The sequence below is a fragment of the Candidatus Formimonas warabiya genome (genome assembly GCF_002777255.1).
GTDB classification, from domain to species: domain Bacteria; phylum Bacillota; class Dehalobacteriia; order Dehalobacteriales; family Dehalobacteriaceae; genus Formimonas; species Formimonas warabiya.
In genome coordinates, this window is record NZ_CP017634.1 from 1,836,543 (window position 1) to 1,854,283 (window position 17,741).

12 protein-coding genes are annotated in these 17,741 nt (G+C 50.4%); 1 reads left to right on the forward strand and 11 read right to left on the reverse strand.

Annotated features, from left to right (window positions below):
- Nucleotides 1-66: 66 nt before the first annotated feature.
- The 7 genes from DCMF_RS08715 to xdhA (DCMF_RS08745) form a co-directional block, all read right to left on the reverse strand.
- Nucleotides 67-1,305 (reverse strand): YgeY family selenium metabolism-linked hydrolase, encoded by a 1,239-nt coding sequence (locus DCMF_RS08715; RefSeq protein WP_148137808.1) that lies wholly within the window; start codon nucleotides 1,303-1,305, stop codon nucleotides 67-69.
- A gap of 372 nt (nucleotides 1,306-1,677) precedes the next feature.
- Nucleotides 1,678-4,941 carry a putative selenate reductase subunit YgfK gene (ygfK, locus tag DCMF_RS08720; RefSeq protein ID WP_148134068.1) on the reverse strand — a complete coding sequence of 1,088 codons (3,264 nt, stop codon included), beginning with the start codon at nucleotides 4,939-4,941 and terminating at the stop codon, nucleotides 1,678-1,680.
- Between the two features lie 16 nt (nucleotides 4,942-4,957).
- On the reverse strand, nucleotides 4,958-6,316 hold the full coding sequence (locus tag DCMF_RS08725) for an 8-oxoguanine deaminase (RefSeq protein WP_148134069.1): 1,359 nt from the start codon (nucleotides 6,314-6,316) through the stop codon (nucleotides 4,958-4,960).
- A gap of 13 nt (nucleotides 6,317-6,329) precedes the next feature.
- The gene (ssnA, locus tag DCMF_RS08730; RefSeq protein WP_148134070.1) at nucleotides 6,330-7,658 is read right to left on the reverse strand and encodes a putative aminohydrolase SsnA; all 1,329 of its coding nucleotides are present in this window, start codon (nucleotides 7,656-7,658) and stop codon (nucleotides 6,330-6,332) included.
- A 4-nt stretch (nucleotides 7,659-7,662) separates the two neighbouring features.
- Nucleotides 7,663-8,139, reverse strand: coding sequence for a xanthine dehydrogenase subunit XdhC (xdhC, locus tag DCMF_RS08735; protein ID WP_148134071.1), 477 nt, complete (start codon nucleotides 8,137-8,139; stop codon nucleotides 7,663-7,665).
- A gap of 82 nt (nucleotides 8,140-8,221) precedes the next feature.
- On the reverse strand, nucleotides 8,222-9,103 hold the full coding sequence (gene xdhB, locus DCMF_RS08740) for a xanthine dehydrogenase subunit XdhB (RefSeq protein WP_148134072.1): 882 nt from the start codon (nucleotides 9,101-9,103) through the stop codon (nucleotides 8,222-8,224).
- Nucleotides 9,104-9,143: 40 nt separating this feature from the next.
- Nucleotides 9,144-11,444: a xanthine dehydrogenase subunit XdhA gene (gene xdhA, locus DCMF_RS08745; RefSeq protein ID WP_148134073.1), complete on the reverse strand. Its 2,301-nt coding sequence runs from the start codon at nucleotides 11,442-11,444 to the stop codon at nucleotides 9,144-9,146.
- A gap of 563 nt (nucleotides 11,445-12,007) precedes the next feature.
- Between xdhA (DCMF_RS08745) and DCMF_RS08750 the strand changes: the two genes are divergently transcribed.
- Entirely contained in the window at nucleotides 12,008-13,762 is a 1,755-nt protein-coding gene (locus DCMF_RS08750) for a sigma-54 interaction domain-containing protein (protein ID WP_148134074.1), read from the forward strand.
- Between the two features lie 35 nt (nucleotides 13,763-13,797).
- Here the strand turns inward: DCMF_RS08750 and xdhC (DCMF_RS08755) are convergent, their stop codons facing one another.
- The 4 genes from xdhC (DCMF_RS08755) to DCMF_RS08770 all read right to left on the reverse strand — a co-directional run bounded on the left by xdhC (DCMF_RS08755) (nucleotide 13,798) and on the right by DCMF_RS08770 (nucleotide 17,727).
- Nucleotides 13,798-14,289: a xanthine dehydrogenase subunit XdhC gene (xdhC, locus tag DCMF_RS08755; RefSeq protein WP_148134075.1), complete on the reverse strand. Its 492-nt coding sequence runs from the start codon at nucleotides 14,287-14,289 to the stop codon at nucleotides 13,798-13,800.
- Nucleotides 14,286-15,164: a xanthine dehydrogenase FAD-binding subunit XdhB gene (gene xdhB, locus DCMF_RS08760; RefSeq protein WP_148134076.1), complete on the reverse strand. Its 879-nt coding sequence runs from the start codon at nucleotides 15,162-15,164 to the stop codon at nucleotides 14,286-14,288. Before xdhB (DCMF_RS08760) ends, xdhC (DCMF_RS08755) begins: the two co-directional genes overlap by 4 nt.
- The gene (gene xdhA / locus DCMF_RS08765) at nucleotides 15,164-17,431 is read right to left on the reverse strand and encodes a xanthine dehydrogenase subunit XdhA (protein ID WP_148134077.1); all 2,268 of its coding nucleotides are present in this window, start codon (nucleotides 17,429-17,431) and stop codon (nucleotides 15,164-15,166) included. Before xdhA (DCMF_RS08765) ends, xdhB (DCMF_RS08760) begins: the two co-directional genes overlap by 1 nt.
- 101 nt (nucleotides 17,432-17,532) lie before the next feature.
- Nucleotides 17,533-17,727: a hypothetical protein gene (locus tag DCMF_RS08770; protein ID WP_148134078.1), complete on the reverse strand. Its 195-nt coding sequence runs from the start codon at nucleotides 17,725-17,727 to the stop codon at nucleotides 17,533-17,535.
- Between the last annotated feature and the right edge of the window lie 14 nt (nucleotides 17,728-17,741).

The window sequence follows — 17,741 nt, forward strand, 5'->3', positions numbered from 1 at the left end:
TCGTTCTGCAAGTCGTTCGCTCATGATAACCACATGCCTATCTACGGTACTACTCAAATGATATGATCATTTAACCAGGTTCTCCGTATGTGAAGGCATCTTGTCGGCATATTTACTCAGATACAGTTGAGGAATTGCCGCATACATTGCTGCCGCGTTTACCAGTTCTTTTTTCCAGGTCCTCTCATTGGGGGCATGGGCCTGATCTTCATGGCCAGGACCAAAGCCGATGCAGGGAATCCCGAATCTTCCCATGATGGAAACACCATTTGTAGAGAATGTCCATTTATCAAGCACCGGATTCTGGTTAAACAAACCTTTATACGTGTCGGACAAAGTTTGGCACACCGGATGGTCCTGCTCAATCAGCCAGGTCGGAAAATAAGCGTCGGTAGGATAAACCAAACCGGTATAAGAAGGTCTTTCGTATGTGTACATGGTAACCTCAGCACCAGCCGCTTTCACGGCCGGAAGGTTCTTAATCTGCCGGATGGCATAATCCGCATCTTCTCCGGCTGTCAGCCTTCTGTCCACAGAAATCCAGCATCCGTCCGCCACCGCGCACCGGGACGGTGAAGTGAAGAAGATTTCTGATACGGCCAGACTGCCTTTGCCCAGGAAATCGTGGTCAATCAGATTTTCATGCAAAGCCCTTAATTCCAAAAGAATGGGAGCCATCTTGTAAATGGCGTTATCTCCCCGTTCAGGAGCAGAGCCGTGACAGCTTACACCCTTGGTGGATACCTTTATCTCCATGCGGCCTCGCTGTCCCCGGTAAATCTTACCGTCCGTCGGTTCAGTGATCACCACAAACTCCGGCCTGATCCGGTCCTCGTTGACAATATACTGCCAGCACAAACCGTCACAGTCTTCTTCCTGTACGGAGCCGACGACAACCAGGGTATAATCTCCGTCCAGGCCCAATTCTTTAATGATTTTTCCCCCATAGACCATGGCCGCCATGCCGCCTTCCTGATCGCTGGCTCCCCGGCCCATGATGATTTCCTCGTCTTCATACCCTTGATAGGGGTCATACTGCCAGTTTGACCGATTACCCACCCCCACGGTATCAATATGGGCGTCCATGGCAATGAGATGCTTTCCATGACCGATGTACCCTAAAATATTTCCCATGGGGTCAATGGTTACCTTGTCAAAGCCCACCTTCTCCATTTCTTCTTTAATTCTCAGAACGACCTTTTCTTCCCCGCAGCTTTCGCTGGGAATGGCAATCATCTCTCTTAAAAATCGACTCATTTCCGGCTGGTACTTTTGCGCCAATTCCAGCACTTTAGCAAAGTTAATGTCCAAGACCGTTTTTCACTCCTTCCATTATCTACGTTTTTATTTTCGGCAATTCAATCAGCTTTTCCCAAATGTATGCAGTACCTGACCGAGGCATGCTGTGTTATCATTAGCAAACGAATTGCGGAGCGCCGGTAACAGTACTTGGTGAAGCTGAGGAAGCAAAATTGGGGACGCGGGCAGGACGTCCGTGTCAGCCTGAACTGAACCAGGACGGTGAATTTCAGGCGGCCCAATTTTGCCCGAAGCAAGCCTTAGTACTGTCGGCGTGAAGCATCTGAGTGCGCAATGATAACACCATGCCTCTAAGTCAATATCTAATTTCAAAAACAATTTCTTTTGTAAATTTAAATTTTTTATACCGATTTAAGTCTAGAGCAGAAAAGACAGTGTGTTAGTAATTCCTCTAAAAATCACAGCCATCTCTGCAGCTTCTCTTAAAGATAAGGCCCCTTCAAACGCCTTTTTTAAAGCCATCTCCTTAATCACAAAATCATCTGACATACTGATCCGAACCAATTTACTTTCAAAATCCCACCCATTGTTTACTAATGAAAGCTTCGACTCTACACCCTTTTCCCGCCGCCGGATGGTGTTCCCTTCCATATAGAAAGCATTGTCATTTTCCTGCACAAAATCGCTTTCTTTCAGGAAAAGCCTGGGCTTATCCTGATAGGGCTTTCCCTGGTGCACGCAAAAGGTGGCACAGTTGCCGCACTCATTACAAAAGTCATCCAGGTGAATGATCTGCCGGGTCTGCTCAATCCGGAAAGGCTCTTCCCCCGTCACAGCCAGTTCGCCGTCCTGGCAGTAGAGTAAAGGCAGCATCACATGGACCGGCGGGGTTAAATAGGTATAATTGGCCCGATTGGGACAGACCTCCACACATTTGTCGCAAAAAGCAGAGCACTGCATACAGCGGGCAGCTTCAGCACGTGCCGCTTCTTCCCTCAACGTTCCTTCCACCAGGTCAAATCCGGTACGTTCCGTCATGGGTAACATTTCCGGTTGGTGCCGGGCTTCTTTTCTCGTCCGGGCGCGTTTCGCCTGCAGGATCTCTTCTTCAGAAAGCCCCCGCTGGGGAGAGACCAATGTCTCAAAATGGATGCCGAATGACCCGCAAATCGCCTCAGCGGCCCGCCGCCCGTCGGCACAGGCCTGGATCACGATGGCCGGTCCCCGGACCGCGTCCCCTCCGGCATATACACCCGGGGTACCGGCCTGGCCGGTTTGAGGATCCACGGCAATGGCACCGTTTTGATGCAGGGAGAGGCTGCTGCCATCCAGAAAGGTCAGGTCCGGGCTTTGACCAACCGCCACCACAATAGCGTCTGCTTCCAGCACAAACCCGCTTCCCTCAATGGGAACCGGCTTTCGGCGCCCATCCGCATCAGGTTCCCCCAGCTTGTTCCGCAGACACTCCAGACCGCTCACCCGTCCGTCACGGAGAATGACCCGGATGGGTGAAACCAGTTCTTCCAGTACATTCCCTTCCGCCAAAAGCTCCTCCACCTCTTCCCGGGCGGCCGGCATCTCCTGTGCCGTACGCCGGTAGACAACGGTCGCCGGATTCCCTGTGAGGCGGCGGGCGGTACGGGCCGCATCCATGGCCGTGTTGCCCCCGCCGATCACCAGCACCCGGGAACCCAGATCCGGTTTTTCGCCCCGTGCTACCTGGTCCAATAGATCAAGGGCGGAAAAAATGCCTTTCCCCTCCATCCCTTCTATATTCAGCCGGGCATCCTTGGGGAAACCGCACGCCAGGTAAACGGCATCAAAACCTTCTTTCAACAATTCCTCCGGTGGTGTGGTAATGGGGTGAGAGAGCTTGATTTCTACCCCCAGCCCCTTAATCCGGTCTATATCCTCCTGAACCACTGCAGGCGGAATTCGGAAGGCGGGAGCCAAGGCCGGCATGCCTCCTGCCCTGTCTTTCGCTTCGAAGATAGTCGCCTGGACCCCGTTTAGGGCCAGATAAAAAGCTGCCGCCAAGCCGGCAGGACCGCTGCCGATCACCGCCACCCGCCGGTTGCTCTTTTCTCGCACCGGCAGCGTCACTTGCCCCTGCTCTGCCGCAAAGCGCTTCAAGGCCCGGATCGCCACCGGCTGATCGTAATTATTCCGGGTGCAGCAGGTCTGGCAAAGATGGGTGCACATATATCCGCTCACCGCCGGCAAGGGGTTGCGGTCGAGAATAACCTCCAGGGCCCGGTCGTCATCCCCCCGGGCAATCAGCCGGGCATAACCGGGCACATCCTGGCATAGGCCGCATTTGCCGACACAGGGAGCAGTAATGCAGTCAAAGCTTTCCAGGCCGGACTCCACTTTGGGTAAACCATGAGGATGGTAAGCTTTCTTGTACCGGGGATCGGCCAGCGCCTCTGCAGCGGCCTGTTCCAGGTTGGTCAGCTTGTCACGGGTAAGCTCTGCCAAGTTTGCCGCACCCCGGTTGCTCATTTCGGTGTCCAGGCTCTCTAAATACTGGAGGAGCCGGGAATAACCTCCGGGCTTCAGCAAGTCCGAAGCAACCGTAACAGGCCGGGCCCCGGCCGCCAGAATAGCGGTCACATTCAGGGCATCTGCTCCCGCCGAATAAGAGACAGGCAGGTCACCGTCAAACTCCCGGGCCAGCTGATGAAAAAGGTTCATCGTAATGGGATAGAGCGCCCGCCCGGACATATACATCTCGTTGCCGGTGAAGACCCCTTTATGATTTTCCATAGCCAGGGTGTTGCTTAATTTGACGCCAAAGGTAAGATTCCGCTCGATAGCGGTGTGCCGGAGCCTTTTGATCATCTCCACCGCCCGACCGTAATCCAGATCATGTTCAAACACTTGATCGGGAATGTTGATCTCATGGAAGCCGAGATGGTCATGGAGAATCGCCAGTACCCGCTCCTTGCCCAGCAGGGTGGGGTTCAGTTTCACAATGGTATGGAGACCCCGCTCCTCCATCAGGTAACGGGCAATCCGCTCAATTTCCTCCGGGGGACAGCCGTGCATGGTGGAAAGAGTGACATTGTTGGTAATGCGGGCGGGAACCGGAATCTCGGCAAACCGGGGAAACCGGGCGCGCAGCATCTCCCGCATGTGCCCGATTTCTTCGGAGGCATCAGCTAAACGGTCCATGAAACGGGTCATAGGCAGGCTTTGAATCCCCTCCAGATTGTAACCCACACTCATGTTAAAAATGGTACCCACGGGGAGCTGATCAAATCCCAGCAGCCGGTGCAAAATATGGATCAATACCCACGCCTTGATATACTCTTGAACAGATTGGTCCAGTTTCAGCTCTTGGGACCATTCCACGTTATACCCCTCATCCGCCATATCGATACAAGGCCGGGAGATCTCCAGCTCATCCATGATCTGGACGGTTTTCAACTCCATGAAGCGGCCTCCGGAGAGCCAGGCACAGAGGATGTTCTGGGCCAGTTGGGTATGGGGCCCTGCCGCCGGGCCGATTGGGGTCGCCAGGTAATGCCCAAACAGATCTCCCGTGGCGTATGGATGATCTTTTTGGGGGATGTAGAACAGTGAGCGGGGAATACCAAAAATTGACCGGTTTTCTTCATACTCTTGGAGCATCCATTTCAGCAATACTTCAAATGGTTGAACTTTCATCGCGTCAGACACACTGTCTCCTCCTCTATCAGATTCCTAAAATAAGCTGATGCACCAGCTTATTGGCCTCTTTCGCAATTTCACATTCTTCCACCCGGCACAGCTCGCCGTTTCTCACGACAATTTGCCCATTGACGATGGTATAGGCAACCGGCCGGGACACCCCCACCGTGGCCAAAACAGACTTGGGGTCAAAACAGGCCCCTACATATTCCAGCTTAGCGGTATCAATCATAAACAAGTCGGCTGCTTTGCCCACTTCAATACTGCCCAGGTCCTTTCTCCCTAAAAGAGCGGCGCCGCCCTTTGTGGCTACTTTCAACAAATCATATCCCGTGGGTGCCTGGGTGCTTGATGTCAAACGATGGATCAGATAAGAAGCCCTTAATTCCGCGAGCAGATTGGAACCGTCATTACTGGCACTGCCATCCACGGCTAAACCGACAGGAATGCCCAGTTCCAGCATGCGGGGAATTTTCGCCGTGCCGGAAGCCAGTTTTTGGTTCGATACCGGACAGTGGGCCACACCGGTTTTGGTGGCAGCCAATTTCCTTAATTCCTGTTCATGGAAATGAATGCCATGGGCGAACCAGACATCCTCCCCCAGCCAGCCCAGACTTTCCATATAATCCAAAGGCCTCAGATTAAAATTTTCCAAACAATATTGTTCCTCATCCCGGGTTTCCGCCAGGTGGGTATGCAAACGGACCTGCTTGGTCCGGGCCAGTTCTGCCGTCTGAACCATGAGGTCTCCGGTGACACTAAAAGGAGAACAGGGCGCCAGCACCACCTGGCGCATGGAATAAGGGGCCGGGTCATGATATTTTTCTATCAGGCGCACACTATCGGCTAAAATTTCATCTACCCTCTGCACCAAATCGTCAGGGGGCAGGCCTCCTTCTTTCTTTCCCCGGGACATACTGCCCCGGGAAGCATGAAAGCGGATCCCTAATCTCTCTGCGGCCTGAAACTGGTGATCGATCAATGCCCCGGAATTTTTCCGGGGGAAGACATAATGATGGTCAAAGCAGGTGGTACACCCATATTTCAGCAATTCGCCCATACCGACCAGGGAACTGTAATAAATCATGTCCGGAGTGAGTCCCCGCCAGATTTCATAAAGGGCCACCAGCCAGTCGAATAATTCCAGGTTTTGCACCTGGGGTAAATTCCGGCTAAAGGTCTGATATAAGTGATGATGGGTGTTAATCAAGCCGGGATAAACAAACATGTCCCGGGCATCGATCACTTCATCGGCGACAAAACATTCCTGGCCCAGATAGCGGAAGGAATTGTCCGCAATGAGAATATTCTGGTTTTCCAGGACCCTATCCGCATTGTCTACCGTCACAATCGCTTTGGCGTTTTTAATCAGGATACTTTTCATGGAAAAATACTCCTTAAAACCTTTCCCACAATTTTGTGCTTAACTCCCGGGCCTTGGCGTAAATCTCCGCCTCGTCGATACCGGTTAAGGACCTTTCCTTCATCACAATCCGCCCGTTAATGATGGTGGTGGCTACGGACCTGCCCCACATGCCGAATAAAATATGGCCGTCCGCATTGTTTTCATGAAGCGGTGTGGGGGGATCATAATCCACAATGATCAGATCGGCGTAACAGCCGGGGGCCAATCGCCCCAGAGGCCGGGGAAACATGCGGGCGCTGATGGCAGGATTATGCTTAAACAGCATGGCCGGGGCTTCCGCCCAGGCGACGCTGGGATTGGCCCGGTCATGTTTATGGAGAATTTGCGCCACTTTGAAGGATTCCAACATATCACTGGTATAACCGTCTGTCCCCAGACCCACGGTCACACCTTTTTCCAGCATGGCCAGGACCGGGGCGCATCCTACGGCGTTACCCATATTGGACTCCGGATTATGCACCACATTGGCCCCGGTTTCTTTTAAAATATCAATTTCCCGGTCATTAACATGGACACAATGGATGGCAAGAGATTGGGGGCCCAGGATGCCAAACCCGGCCAGCCGTTCCACCACCCGTTTGCCATAGCGGGCCAGGGCATCCTCCACATCGGCAATCCCTTCCGCTACGTGGACATGGAAACCGGCTCTCGTACCCGCATTGGCCTGACAACAGGCGGCCAGGGTTTGATCACTTAAAGTTAAGGAGGCATGCAGGCCGAACATTCCTCTGATCATCTCATCTCCGCTGCTGTTGGCATGGCGGATGAATTCCTCATTTTCCTGGATGCCCTGCCGCATCACCCCGGTGCCGTCCCGGTCGGAAACTTCATAGCACAAACTGCTGCGCACACCGGCGGCCCGGGCAGCCCGGGCTAAAACAAACAAGCTTTCCCGCACGGCCCCGGGACTGGCATGATGATCAAAAATTGTCGTCGTGCCGTTTTTAATGCCATCGATCAGCGGCACCATGGCGCTGTAATAGATGTCCTCCCGGGTCAGCACCTTGTCCAAACGCCACCATAACCGGCCCAGGATTTCCGGAAAATTCTCCGGCGGGGCATCTTTCAGCGCCATTCCCCGGGCAAAGGTACTGTATAAGTGCATATGGGTATTGATCAGTCCCGGCATGATCACCCGGCCCCGGGCATCGAGAAAATCAGCCTCCGGGTAACGCTTTTTTAATTCTGCACTAGCGCCCACTTCCGCGATGATATTGTCTTTCACGGCCACACAGCCGTCAGCCAAATAGGGCCGGGTTTCATCCCGGGTAATTACCTTGCCGTTGCCCACCAGCAGCATACATTTAACCCTCCTCCGACTCGTTCAAGGCTTTTTCCGCCGCCTTGACGATATTTTGATACCCGGTGCACCGGCACATATGGCCGGACAGTTCTTTCTTGATCTCCTCCCGGGTTAATTTTTCGCCCCGTTGCACCAGAGCGGTTGTCGACATCACAAAGCCCGGGGTGCAAAAACCGCATTGCACCGCTCCTTCTTCCACAAAGGCCTGCTGGACCTTGGACAGCTTGCCCTCTTTGCACTCACCCTCAATGGTGCGGATTTCCTTGCCGTCTGCCCATACCGCCAAATAGATGCAGGAATCAAAGGGTACGCCGTTGATGAGTACGGTGCAGGCACCGCATTCTCCTACGGCACACCCTTTTTTTACCCCGGTCAGGTGCAGCCTGTGGCGCAGCACCTCCAGCAAGGATTCCCGGATATCCACGTCCAGTACGATTTCGCTGCCATTTACTTTCAAGCTAATTTTTTTCGTTTTCATCGTTCCCCTCATTCCTTTCCAAGGCAGAAGATGCCTGAAAGTCTATCACATGATTCATGGTCAATGGTGCCATTCCCTTCTCTCATACCATCTCTCCCCCTGCATTGACAAATGCCTGTTGAAAGGCCCGCTTGCTCAGCTCTTCCACCAACTGCAGCCTGTATTCCCGGGAAGCACGCCAGGAAGTTCTCGGGTTGACTTCCGTGACGGCAGTGCGCCCAGCCTCCTGAAGCAGCTCCGCACTAAAAGCTTTTCCTTTTACCAGGTCTTCCGTTTTTAAGCAGCGCATAGGCGTGGGAGCGGCTACCCCCAAAGCAAGACGGAAATCTTCCACTGTTCTTTTATCTTTTAAACGGCACAAAACGGCGCAGCCCAGGGTGGCGATATCCATGGCATTGCGCATGGCAAACTTGATGTAGTGGCCTCCAAAACCCTCATAATTCTCCCGGGTAAGCAGAATAGCCGTCAAAACTTCATCATGGCGCAGGTCCACCCGGCCCGGTCCCAGGTAGAAATCCCCAATGGCCACCTCCCGCATGCCGCCGGCACCCTGAATCCTCAGCCGGGCATTTAAGGCAAAGAGGGTGGAGGCGCTGTCTGCGGAAGTAACCCCATTGCAAATATTACCGCCGATGGTGCCGATATTACGGATTTGCGGGCCACCCACCTTATCGACCGCTTCGCCCAAAACCGGCACGTGTTCCCCGATCAGGGCATGCCGGGTGATTTCACTGAAGGTGGTACCGGATCCGATGCTGATGGTGCCCTGCTCATCCCGGTGAATCCCTTTTAGTTCAGGGATGCCGTGAATGCTGATCAACTCGGCGTCAGGCATTTTTCCCTCATGTATTTTTATCAACAGGTCACTTCCCCCGGCGATCAAACGGGCCCGGGGATGGGCCTGCAATAACTGAACAGCCTCCTGGACAGAATGGGCTTCTTCATAATGGGCAATGTCATACATGCTTACGGCCTCCTTTATCCCAATGTCTGGGAACATACTTCTATTTAGAACCTGGCTCCCCAAGTAAACCTGCTTCTTTGAACTTCTCAAACAAACGCTGGGGGCTCATGGGCAGTTCATCTATCTTCACGCCGGTAGCATCCAGAATCGCGTTCCGGACGGCAGGAGCCGGAGAGACAGTAGGAGGCTCCCCTAACGCCTTATTCCCGTATGGTCCGGTTGGCTCATAAGTTTCTACAAACCCCATTCCCATCTCAGGGGTATCCAATACAGTCATCAGTTTGTAGTCCAAAAGGTTATTATTTAGGGGTTTTCCTGTTTTTTCATCAAAGAGCAGCTGCTCAAACAAGGCATAACCCAGGCCCATGCTCACGCCCCCATGGACCTGCCCTTCCGCCAGCTGAGGATTGATCAGCTTCCCTGAATCATGAATATTATAGAGCTCCAGAATCTCCACTTTGCCGATGGCCATATCCACTTCCACTTCCACAAAGGTACAGCCATAGGCCAGGGCGTTAACCCGGGCGTTATTGGAAACATCCGCCGTGATGGGCGCGGCATCAACCGGGTGATAATAGCTTTCCAGAGCCACCCGGGCAAGGGGCAGCACCTTTTCACCCCCTGGTTTCTTCACAACCCAGGCATCCACCAGATCCAGGTCCTCCGCCGGAAGATCCGTCATGCGCTGGGCCCAGTTCAAGACCTTGGCCTTCACCTCTTCCGCCGCTTTGCGCACCGCCAGGCCGGAAACATAGGTTTGTCGGGAAGCGTAGGCGCCGGTGTCAAAAGGGCTAATGTCCGTATCCTGCTCGGAAACAATATGCACCATCTCCAAAGGGATGCCAATGGTTTCCGCGGCCATCTGGGAAAGTACGGTGTCACTGCCCTGGCCGATTTCCGCGGCCCCCACCTGGAGCTGCACAGAACCATCCTGGTTCATGACGATTCTCGCGCCGGCAATTTCCAGGCTAACGGGATAGGTCCCTGTGCCATAGCTGAAGCAGGCCATGCCCAACCCCCGCCGTTTCAGCCCTGCCGGCTTCTCTCTGCTGGCTTTTTTATCATCCCACCGGATCAGTTCCTTCCCTTTGGCCATACACTCGGCCAGCCCGTTGGTGTAGGTGACAAGGCCGGTCAGGGGATCCGCATAGCCTACCTGGTGCAGGTTTTTCAGCCGGAATTCTACCGGATCCATCGCTAGCTCCCGGGCTATGTTCTCCATATGGGATTCCAGGCCGAAAATCACCTGGGGCGCGCCATAGCCCCGCATGGCTCCTGCCGCCGGTGTATTGGTATAAACCGTGGTGGCCGCACATTTAACGGCATGCTGCTGATAGATCTGGCGGAAAGTGGTGGTACATTTCCCGGCAATAGAATGGCCGTGGGAGGCATAGCCCCCGTTCTGGGAGATCAGCCGCATTTCCGCCCCCACCAGGGTGCCGTCTTTTTTGACGCCGGTCTTAAACCGGAAGTGAACGGGATGCCGCACCCGGGAGGCAATAAAAGTTTCCTCCCGGGAAAGCTCCAGCTTCACCGGCCTCCCATGCACCACGGTGGTCAAAAAGGCCGCCAGAGGCTCCACGACCACATCCTGTTTACTGCCGAAACCGCCTCCCAAATACGGTTTAATCACGCGCACCCTCCCCCAGGGAATTCCTAAAGCCTGCCCCACAATGCGGCGGCAGATATGGGGAATCTGGGTTGAGGAACAGACCACGATCCTGCCCCTGCTGTCCATATAGGCATAGGCACTGTGGTTTTCCATGGCACAATGCTGGACCATGCTGGTGCGGAATTCATCTTCAAAGATGATATCGGCTTCCTGAAAAGCTTTCTCCGGGTCGCCCAATTGATACTCGCTTTTCTTAATGATATTCTTGGTTCCCTTATGGATTTCCCTGGCCCCCTCTTTTAAGGCATCTTCTGCCCTTAAGAGAGGCGGGTATTCTTCATATTCTACTTCAATCAGCCTTAAGGCCTTTTGCGCCGTCAGCTCATCCCGGGCAATTACGGCGGCAATTTCATCACCCCAGAGCCGGACGCTCCGGGTGAGGAGATTGCGGTCCGCCACATCCTGATGTTTGGGGTCTATATGATAAGGATGCCCTGCCGTAGGGAAGGTATGCTGAGGAACATCTTCAAAAGTGACCACAGCTTCCACCCCCGGCAACGCCTTGGCTTTTTTCGTGTCAATCCTCTTCACCCAGCCATGGGCAATGGTGCTGCGGAACACCTTGGCGTATAACATGTCTCTTTCCATCAAGTCATCCACATATTTCGCCTGACCGCACACCTTGACCACCGCATCCACTCTTTGGGCCCTATCTCCCACATGATTCATATTTTTCTCCCCTCCCTTTTTCTCACTGCTCCACCTGAAATAGGCCTGGCGAAGGGTTATTCAAATTTGATCCAAATCTGCTCAGATCAGCGGGATCCCTCTTCCTGCCTCTCTTAAAATTTCTGCACCGGGTGACGGTTTTCCTCCAGAAATCCCCCCGTACCGGCTTGGTCTTTTCTGGAACCAAAACATCCCTTTTATTTTTTACATGCAATTACCGTGCCAACTATGTGGTAAAAAGCCTAAAGGTGTTTGGGAGATCCGGGATCCGGCTGCCGGGCCCGGGAACAACCTCCATAAACAGGCTCGTCCCGGTATGGAGAGGCAAAAGAGAGCCATCTATTCGGATCCGGTAGGAATGAATTTCTGCCCTTCATAGCCAATCTTTCTCAATATGATAATTTATATTTTTCCTCGGGATAACGCACCTCGTCAAGGCATTATCATCTTGATAAATAATTATCATTATGATAAAATAAATTGGTAATTGATGTGCAAGAATGAGCCATGCCAAGGGACATGGCAAAGACTTCGATCGACAAAAGGGAAAGGAATGACTTCCTATGGTAAATCTGCTTCATATTCAAGAACCGGTCCAGCAAATCGCCACCGCCATCTCTACGGTGCTTAGCGTGGATGTGGAAGTGGTCAACACGGAGTACATACGCATTGCCGGAACGGGAAAATATGCCCATCACATCGGCGAAAAGATCAAGCTCAACCACCTCCACCAAAAGGTGATCGCCCAAAAAAAAGATGTGTTTATCAGCAATCCCAGGGAACACGAATCCTGTGCCCCCTGTCCCCACAAAGACCTCTGTGAGGAATGCGCGGAATTGTGCACCCCCATCCTCTCGGAGGATATGGTAGTAGGGGTTTTCGGCCTGGTGGCTTTTCACGAACCCCAGCGTAAAATCCTGATCCGTCAGACCAATGAATTGTTGACTTTTATTAAACAAATGGGGGCCCTGATTGTCTCCAAAGTAAATGAGGAAGAATACATCAACCAGTTGCGGGTGGCCAAGGAACAACTGACGGTAATCATGGACTCGGTGAACGAAGGCATCCTGGCGGTGGACAGCCGGGGCCATATCACCCATGCCAATGATTCCCTGGCTGCCCTGATCAACCACCAGAAAAAAGGCCTGATGCACCGCCCGGTGCATGAAATCATGCCTGACTCGCCCATGCTTCACGCCATTACCAAAGGCAACAGCTACATTAACAAAGAGATCTATTATCCGGAATTAAAAAGACAGTTCCTCACTACCACCCGCCCTATTATCTCCAATCAAAAAATTATGGGCGCCGTGGCCACCTTCCGCCCCATTGAGGAAGTGGAACAGCTAATTCTGGACTACACGGAACCGCGCATCGATATCCGGTTAAACACCATTATCGGCAGGAGCCCGGCCATGGAGGAACTGCGCAAAAAGGTGCTTCAATTCGCCACCAGTTCTTCTACGGTTTTGATCAGGGGCGAGAGCGGCACGGGAAAAGAATTAATTGCCCGGGCCCTGCACAGTGCCAGTCCCCGAAAAAACAAATCCTTCATCGCCATTAACTGCAGCGCCATACCGGATACCCTTCTGGAAAGCGAATTGTTTGGCTACGATGAAGGCGCTTTTACCGGCGCAAACCGGCGCGGCAAGCCCGGCAAATTTGAAATGGCCCACGGAGGCACCATCTTTTTGGACGAAATCGGCGATATGCCCATTCATTTACAGGCAAAAATTCTGCGCACCTTGCAGGAGAAAGTGATTGAACGGCTGGGCGGCCACACCAGCCTGAATATTGATGTCCGCATCATTGCCGCCACCAACCAGCCCCTGGAAACCATGATTTCACACGGTGAATTCCGGGAAGATCTTTATTACCGGTTAAACGTGATCCCCCTCTACGTCCCTCCTTTGAGAGAGCGGCAGGAAGACATCCTGCCTTTAATAGAACACTTTTCCGGTAAATACAACAAATTATTTAAAAAGAACATTCAAGGCTTTTCCGAACAGGCTTTTGCCGCCCTGCTGGACTACGACTGGCCGGGAAATATCCGGGAACTGGAAAATGCCGTAGAATATGCCTTTAACATTGAAGCCTCCAACTACATCCGGGAAGAAAGCCTCCCTATCAAGTTAAGAAATTCGGAGCATAAAAGTAATACCGATACTTTTCATACCCTGAAAGAGCTGGAAAAAAAACACATCAAAACAGTTCTGGAGAAATACCCCGGCAGCACCGAGGGAAAAAAGCAAGCAGCAGATGTCCTGGGCATTGGCATCGCTACCCTGTACCGGAAGATAAAAGAATATGAGCTGTAAAAAGCTTATCGTTAATCCCTGTAATTATATTTGTACTATTTGTGAATTTGCCTATATTCTTCTGAGTTTTTTTCCGCCGCTTTTTGAACAGCCTTAATAATGTTGGTATAACCCGTACAGCGGCAAAAGTTTCCTGATAACTTTTTCTTAATCTCCTCTTCCGTTGGGTTAGGGTTTTCTTTTAACAGTGCATGTCCAGCCATTAAGAACCCGGGGGTACAGTAGCCACATTGCACGGCGCCGGCTTCAATAAAGCTCTCCTGTAATTTCGACAGCTTACCATCTTCAGCTAGCCCCTCAACAGTCAGAATATTTGTCTGATCAGCCCATGCTGCCAAATATAGACAAGAATCCACCGGAACATCGTCTACCAAGACCGTACATGCCCCGCACTCTCCCGCTTCACATCCCTTCTTGGTTCCGGTTAAATCCAACCGGTCCCTAAGAACTTCCAGCAGCGATTCCCGATCGTCAATTTCTACAGTCATCATTTCCCCATTGATGGTACAGCTAATAAACTTTTTCATGATCGTTTTCCCCCGGCTTGAAAAAATGCTTCCAGTAATGTCCGTGAAGTCAATTCTTTGATTAGTTCTTCCCTAAATTCTCTTGAAGCCCGCCACGATGAGCGGGGCTTAGCTTCTTTTACTGCCTCAATGCCAACTTTTACTAATAATTGGTCGGTAAGATTTTGCCCCAAAGCTACATTTTCCGCCTGATAACAGCGTATTGGCATCGGTGCTGCAGTGCCCAATGCAATCCGGATTTCCCCTATTGTCTTTTGATCCTTTAACAAGCAGACTACGGCACAGCCTAACGTGGAAATATCCATGGCTTTACGCATGCTAAATTTCGTGTAATGGCCTCCCCATAAACCGTTGATCTTAGGGATAGAAACAGCAGTAAGAATCTCTCCGTGCTGGATATCAGTTTGATATAATCCTTGATAAAATTTTTCCATATCAACAACCCTGGTACCATGCAAACTTTGTAAAGTCAGCTTGGCTTTTAATGTCAACAAAGAAGATGCACTGTCAGCAGAGGTGGCTCCATTACACAAATTTCCGCCAATAGTAGCCACATTCTGAATCTGCGGCCCACCCATGGTAATAGCGGCTTTAGCTAAAAAGGGCAGTTGATCATTAATAATCGGGTCTTTATTTACTTGGGTAAAGGTTGCCATTGCCCCAATTTGCACACTGCCGTTAGGAAGCTCTTTGATCTCTTTGAGACTTTTAATTCTTTTCAAGCTGACTAAAGGGATATCTGAAATTTCCTTATGACGAAATTTCAGTAAAATATCCGTACCCCCGGCAATAATCTTAGCCGTCCGGTCATTATTTAAAAATTCCCATGCCTCTTGTAAATCTGAGGGTTCATATAACTGGCTAAATCCGAACATTATCTTGTCACCCCCTTTTTCAATTTCATTAGCACTCTTTCAGGGGTCAACGGAATTTCATTATATTCTACTCCAACCGCATTAAGCACGGCATTTCTGATGGCAGGAGCTACAGAAATACAGGGAGGCTCCCCTAGAGACTTATTCCCATAAGCTGTTGTTGGTTCTTCGGTCTCAATAAAAGTTACATCAACCGGCGGCATATCAAGCATGGTAGGAAGTTTATAATCAAGGAGATTACCATTTAATGTCCGTCCGGTTTTCTGATCAATTAGTAACTGTTCGGAAACTCCATAGCCCAAACCCATGAATATGCCACCGTGAACTTGACCTTCTGCTAATAGAGGGTTAATGATTTTCCCTGAGTCATGGAGCGCCCAGATCTTTTCAACTTCAACCTTACCTGTACCGGTATCTACTTCTACCTCAGCAAATACCGCTCCGAAAGTCAGCGGATTACAGTTAGGTGAAAAATATTCTTCAAAGCAGATCGTTATCGGATGCTTGTGATCATAGTAAGCTTTCATAGCGGCTTTTCTGACACTAAGCAGTTTTTCATCATTTTCTCCCAAAATGAAGCCTTCCCGGGTGTCTAAACTTTCCGGTGATTTATTTAACATTTTTGCGGCATACCCTAATAAAGCTTCTTTACATTTTATTGCCGCCTTTTTCACTGCCATTCCACCTACAAAAAGCTGGCGGGAGCCATAAGCCCCATTATCAAAGGGGCAAATATCCGTATCTACGGCAATGACATTTATGGTGTCTATAGAAATACCTAGTGTTTCGGCAGCGATCTGGGCCATGGCCGTATCATTACCCTGGCCTACTTCCGCTGAACCTAAAAAGAGGGTTGCTGAGCCGTCTTCATTAAGTTTGATTCTGGCTCCGGAAAGCTCATGAACTGCAGGGTAAGTATGGCTTTGATAACTAAAGCAGGCCATGCCCAATCCTTTTTTCGTTACACTGCTATCATCATGCTCACGGTTCCGTTTCGTTTTCCAATTACTTAACTTTTCACCTTTTTCCAAACACGTTCCCAAACCGTATGAATTTACAATAAAATACTCATTTGGACATTTAAAATCAGGACTAATGAGATTTTTTCTCCGGAACTCCAGAGGGTCTATACCCAACCTTCCGGCGATATTCTCCATATGGGCTTCCGTAGCAAAATTCAGTTGGGAAATCCCGTATGACCTCATAGCCGAGGCTACCGGCATATTTGTATAAACAGATTTACCCTTAAACAAGGTATTAGGAGCGGGATATAAAGTAGGAAAATGAGAACTCATACTGTATACAATTCCGTGCCCATGGCCGGCATAAGCCCCGGTATTTGACAAAACGTCCATCTGTCTTGCTAATATTTTCCCTTCTTTGGTCACGCCGGTTTTTAATTTTATGATGGTAGAGTGACGGGTTCGTGTAGAAACAAATTCTTCTTCCCTAGTATACTCTAATAAGACAGGTTTCCCCGTTTTTTGAGTCAAAACCACATTAATAGGCTCCTGGCAGACATCCTCTTTCCCGCCAAATCCGCCGCCAACATATGTCTTTATGACCTTGATTTTTCTAATCGGTATATTTAGTGCTTGTGATAATATTCTGCGTAAATGAAAAGGAACCTGAGTGGCAGAATGAACCGTATACCGGCCATCATCCTCTAGATACACCAAAGATACATGATTTTCAATGGGACAGTGTTGCACGATCGGGGTTCTAAATTCATCCTCAAAAACATAGTTTGAGTCTTCAAACCCTTTTGCGACATCGCCAAACTGAGAAATATTCTCTCCGCAAATATTCTTGGTCCCCTCATGGATTTCCGGTGCATGTTCATCTAATGCATCTTCAGGTGAGAGAATGGCAGGAAGCTCTTCATATTCTACTTCTATTAATCTTATTGCTTCCTCAGCAATTTCTCTACTTTCGGCTGCTACTGCTGCGACAGGGTCTCCTACATACCTGACCTTTTTGTCTAAGATATACATATCTTGAGGACTGTCATCCGGATAAGGATGACCGGCGGAGCAATATAAAATTCTGGGAACGTCCTCCCAAGTTATGACAGCCTTGATGCCGGGAAAATTTTTCGCCTTACTGGTGTCTATTTTTTTAATATAAGCATGGGCAACCGAACTCCAAAGTATTTTTCCGTATAACATTCCAGGCATTTTGATGTCTCCGATATATTTAGCCTTGCCCATGACTTTGGGAATCGCGTCAATTCGCGGCACACTTTTACCGATATACTGGTTGTCCATACAAGACCCTCCTTATCAGGCGATGGGAAATAGTGATATCTTTGCGCTGAACCTACATATCTGTTCCGAGTTATCTGGCATCTCCTTATTTCCTCACAACATTAATAGGAGCCTTTGTATAAATGTACCATAATAAATAAGAAGAAAAAAATATTTTTCTCGGTTTTTTGTTCATATGCACAAGAGAGGAATCCCCCCTGCCATATGAAGAGAATTCCCCATATGACATCAAGAATCGTTACTTTTGCGATAGCATCTTTTCTTTTAATGCTTTGACCAACAACATCATGGGTCATGTTTTTACCTCATA

Coding starts and splice junctions, on each gene's coding strand:
- xdhC (WP_148134071.1), bottom strand. CDS start 8,139: ATGAAAACGAAAAAAATTAGCTTGAAAGTAAATGGCAGCGAAATCGTA.
- xdhA (WP_148134073.1), bottom strand. CDS start 11,444: ATGAATCATGTGGGAGATAGGGCCCAAAGAGTGGATGCGGTGGTCAAG.
- xdhB (WP_148134076.1), bottom strand. CDS start 15,164: ATGTTCGGATTTAGCCAGTTATATGAACCCTCAGATTTACAAGAGGCA.
- ssnA (WP_148134070.1), bottom strand. CDS start 7,658: ATGCTGCTGGTGGGCAACGGCAAGGTAATTACCCGGGATGAAACCCGG.
- DCMF_RS08750 (WP_148134074.1), top strand. CDS start 12,008: ATGGTAAATCTGCTTCATATTCAAGAACCGGTCCAGCAAATCGCCACC.
- xdhB (WP_148134072.1), bottom strand. CDS start 9,103: ATGTATGACATTGCCCATTATGAAGAAGCCCATTCTGTCCAGGAGGCT.
- DCMF_RS08725 (WP_148134069.1), bottom strand. CDS start 6,316: ATGAAAAGTATCCTGATTAAAAACGCCAAAGCGATTGTGACGGTAGAC.
- DCMF_RS08770 (WP_148134078.1), bottom strand. CDS start 17,727: ATGACCCATGATGTTGTTGGTCAAAGCATTAAAAGAAAAGATGCTATC.
- xdhC (WP_148134075.1), bottom strand. CDS start 14,289: ATGAAAAAGTTTATTAGCTGTACCATCAATGGGGAAATGATGACTGTA.
- xdhA (WP_148134077.1), bottom strand. CDS start 17,431: ATGGACAACCAGTATATCGGTAAAAGTGTGCCGCGAATTGACGCGATT.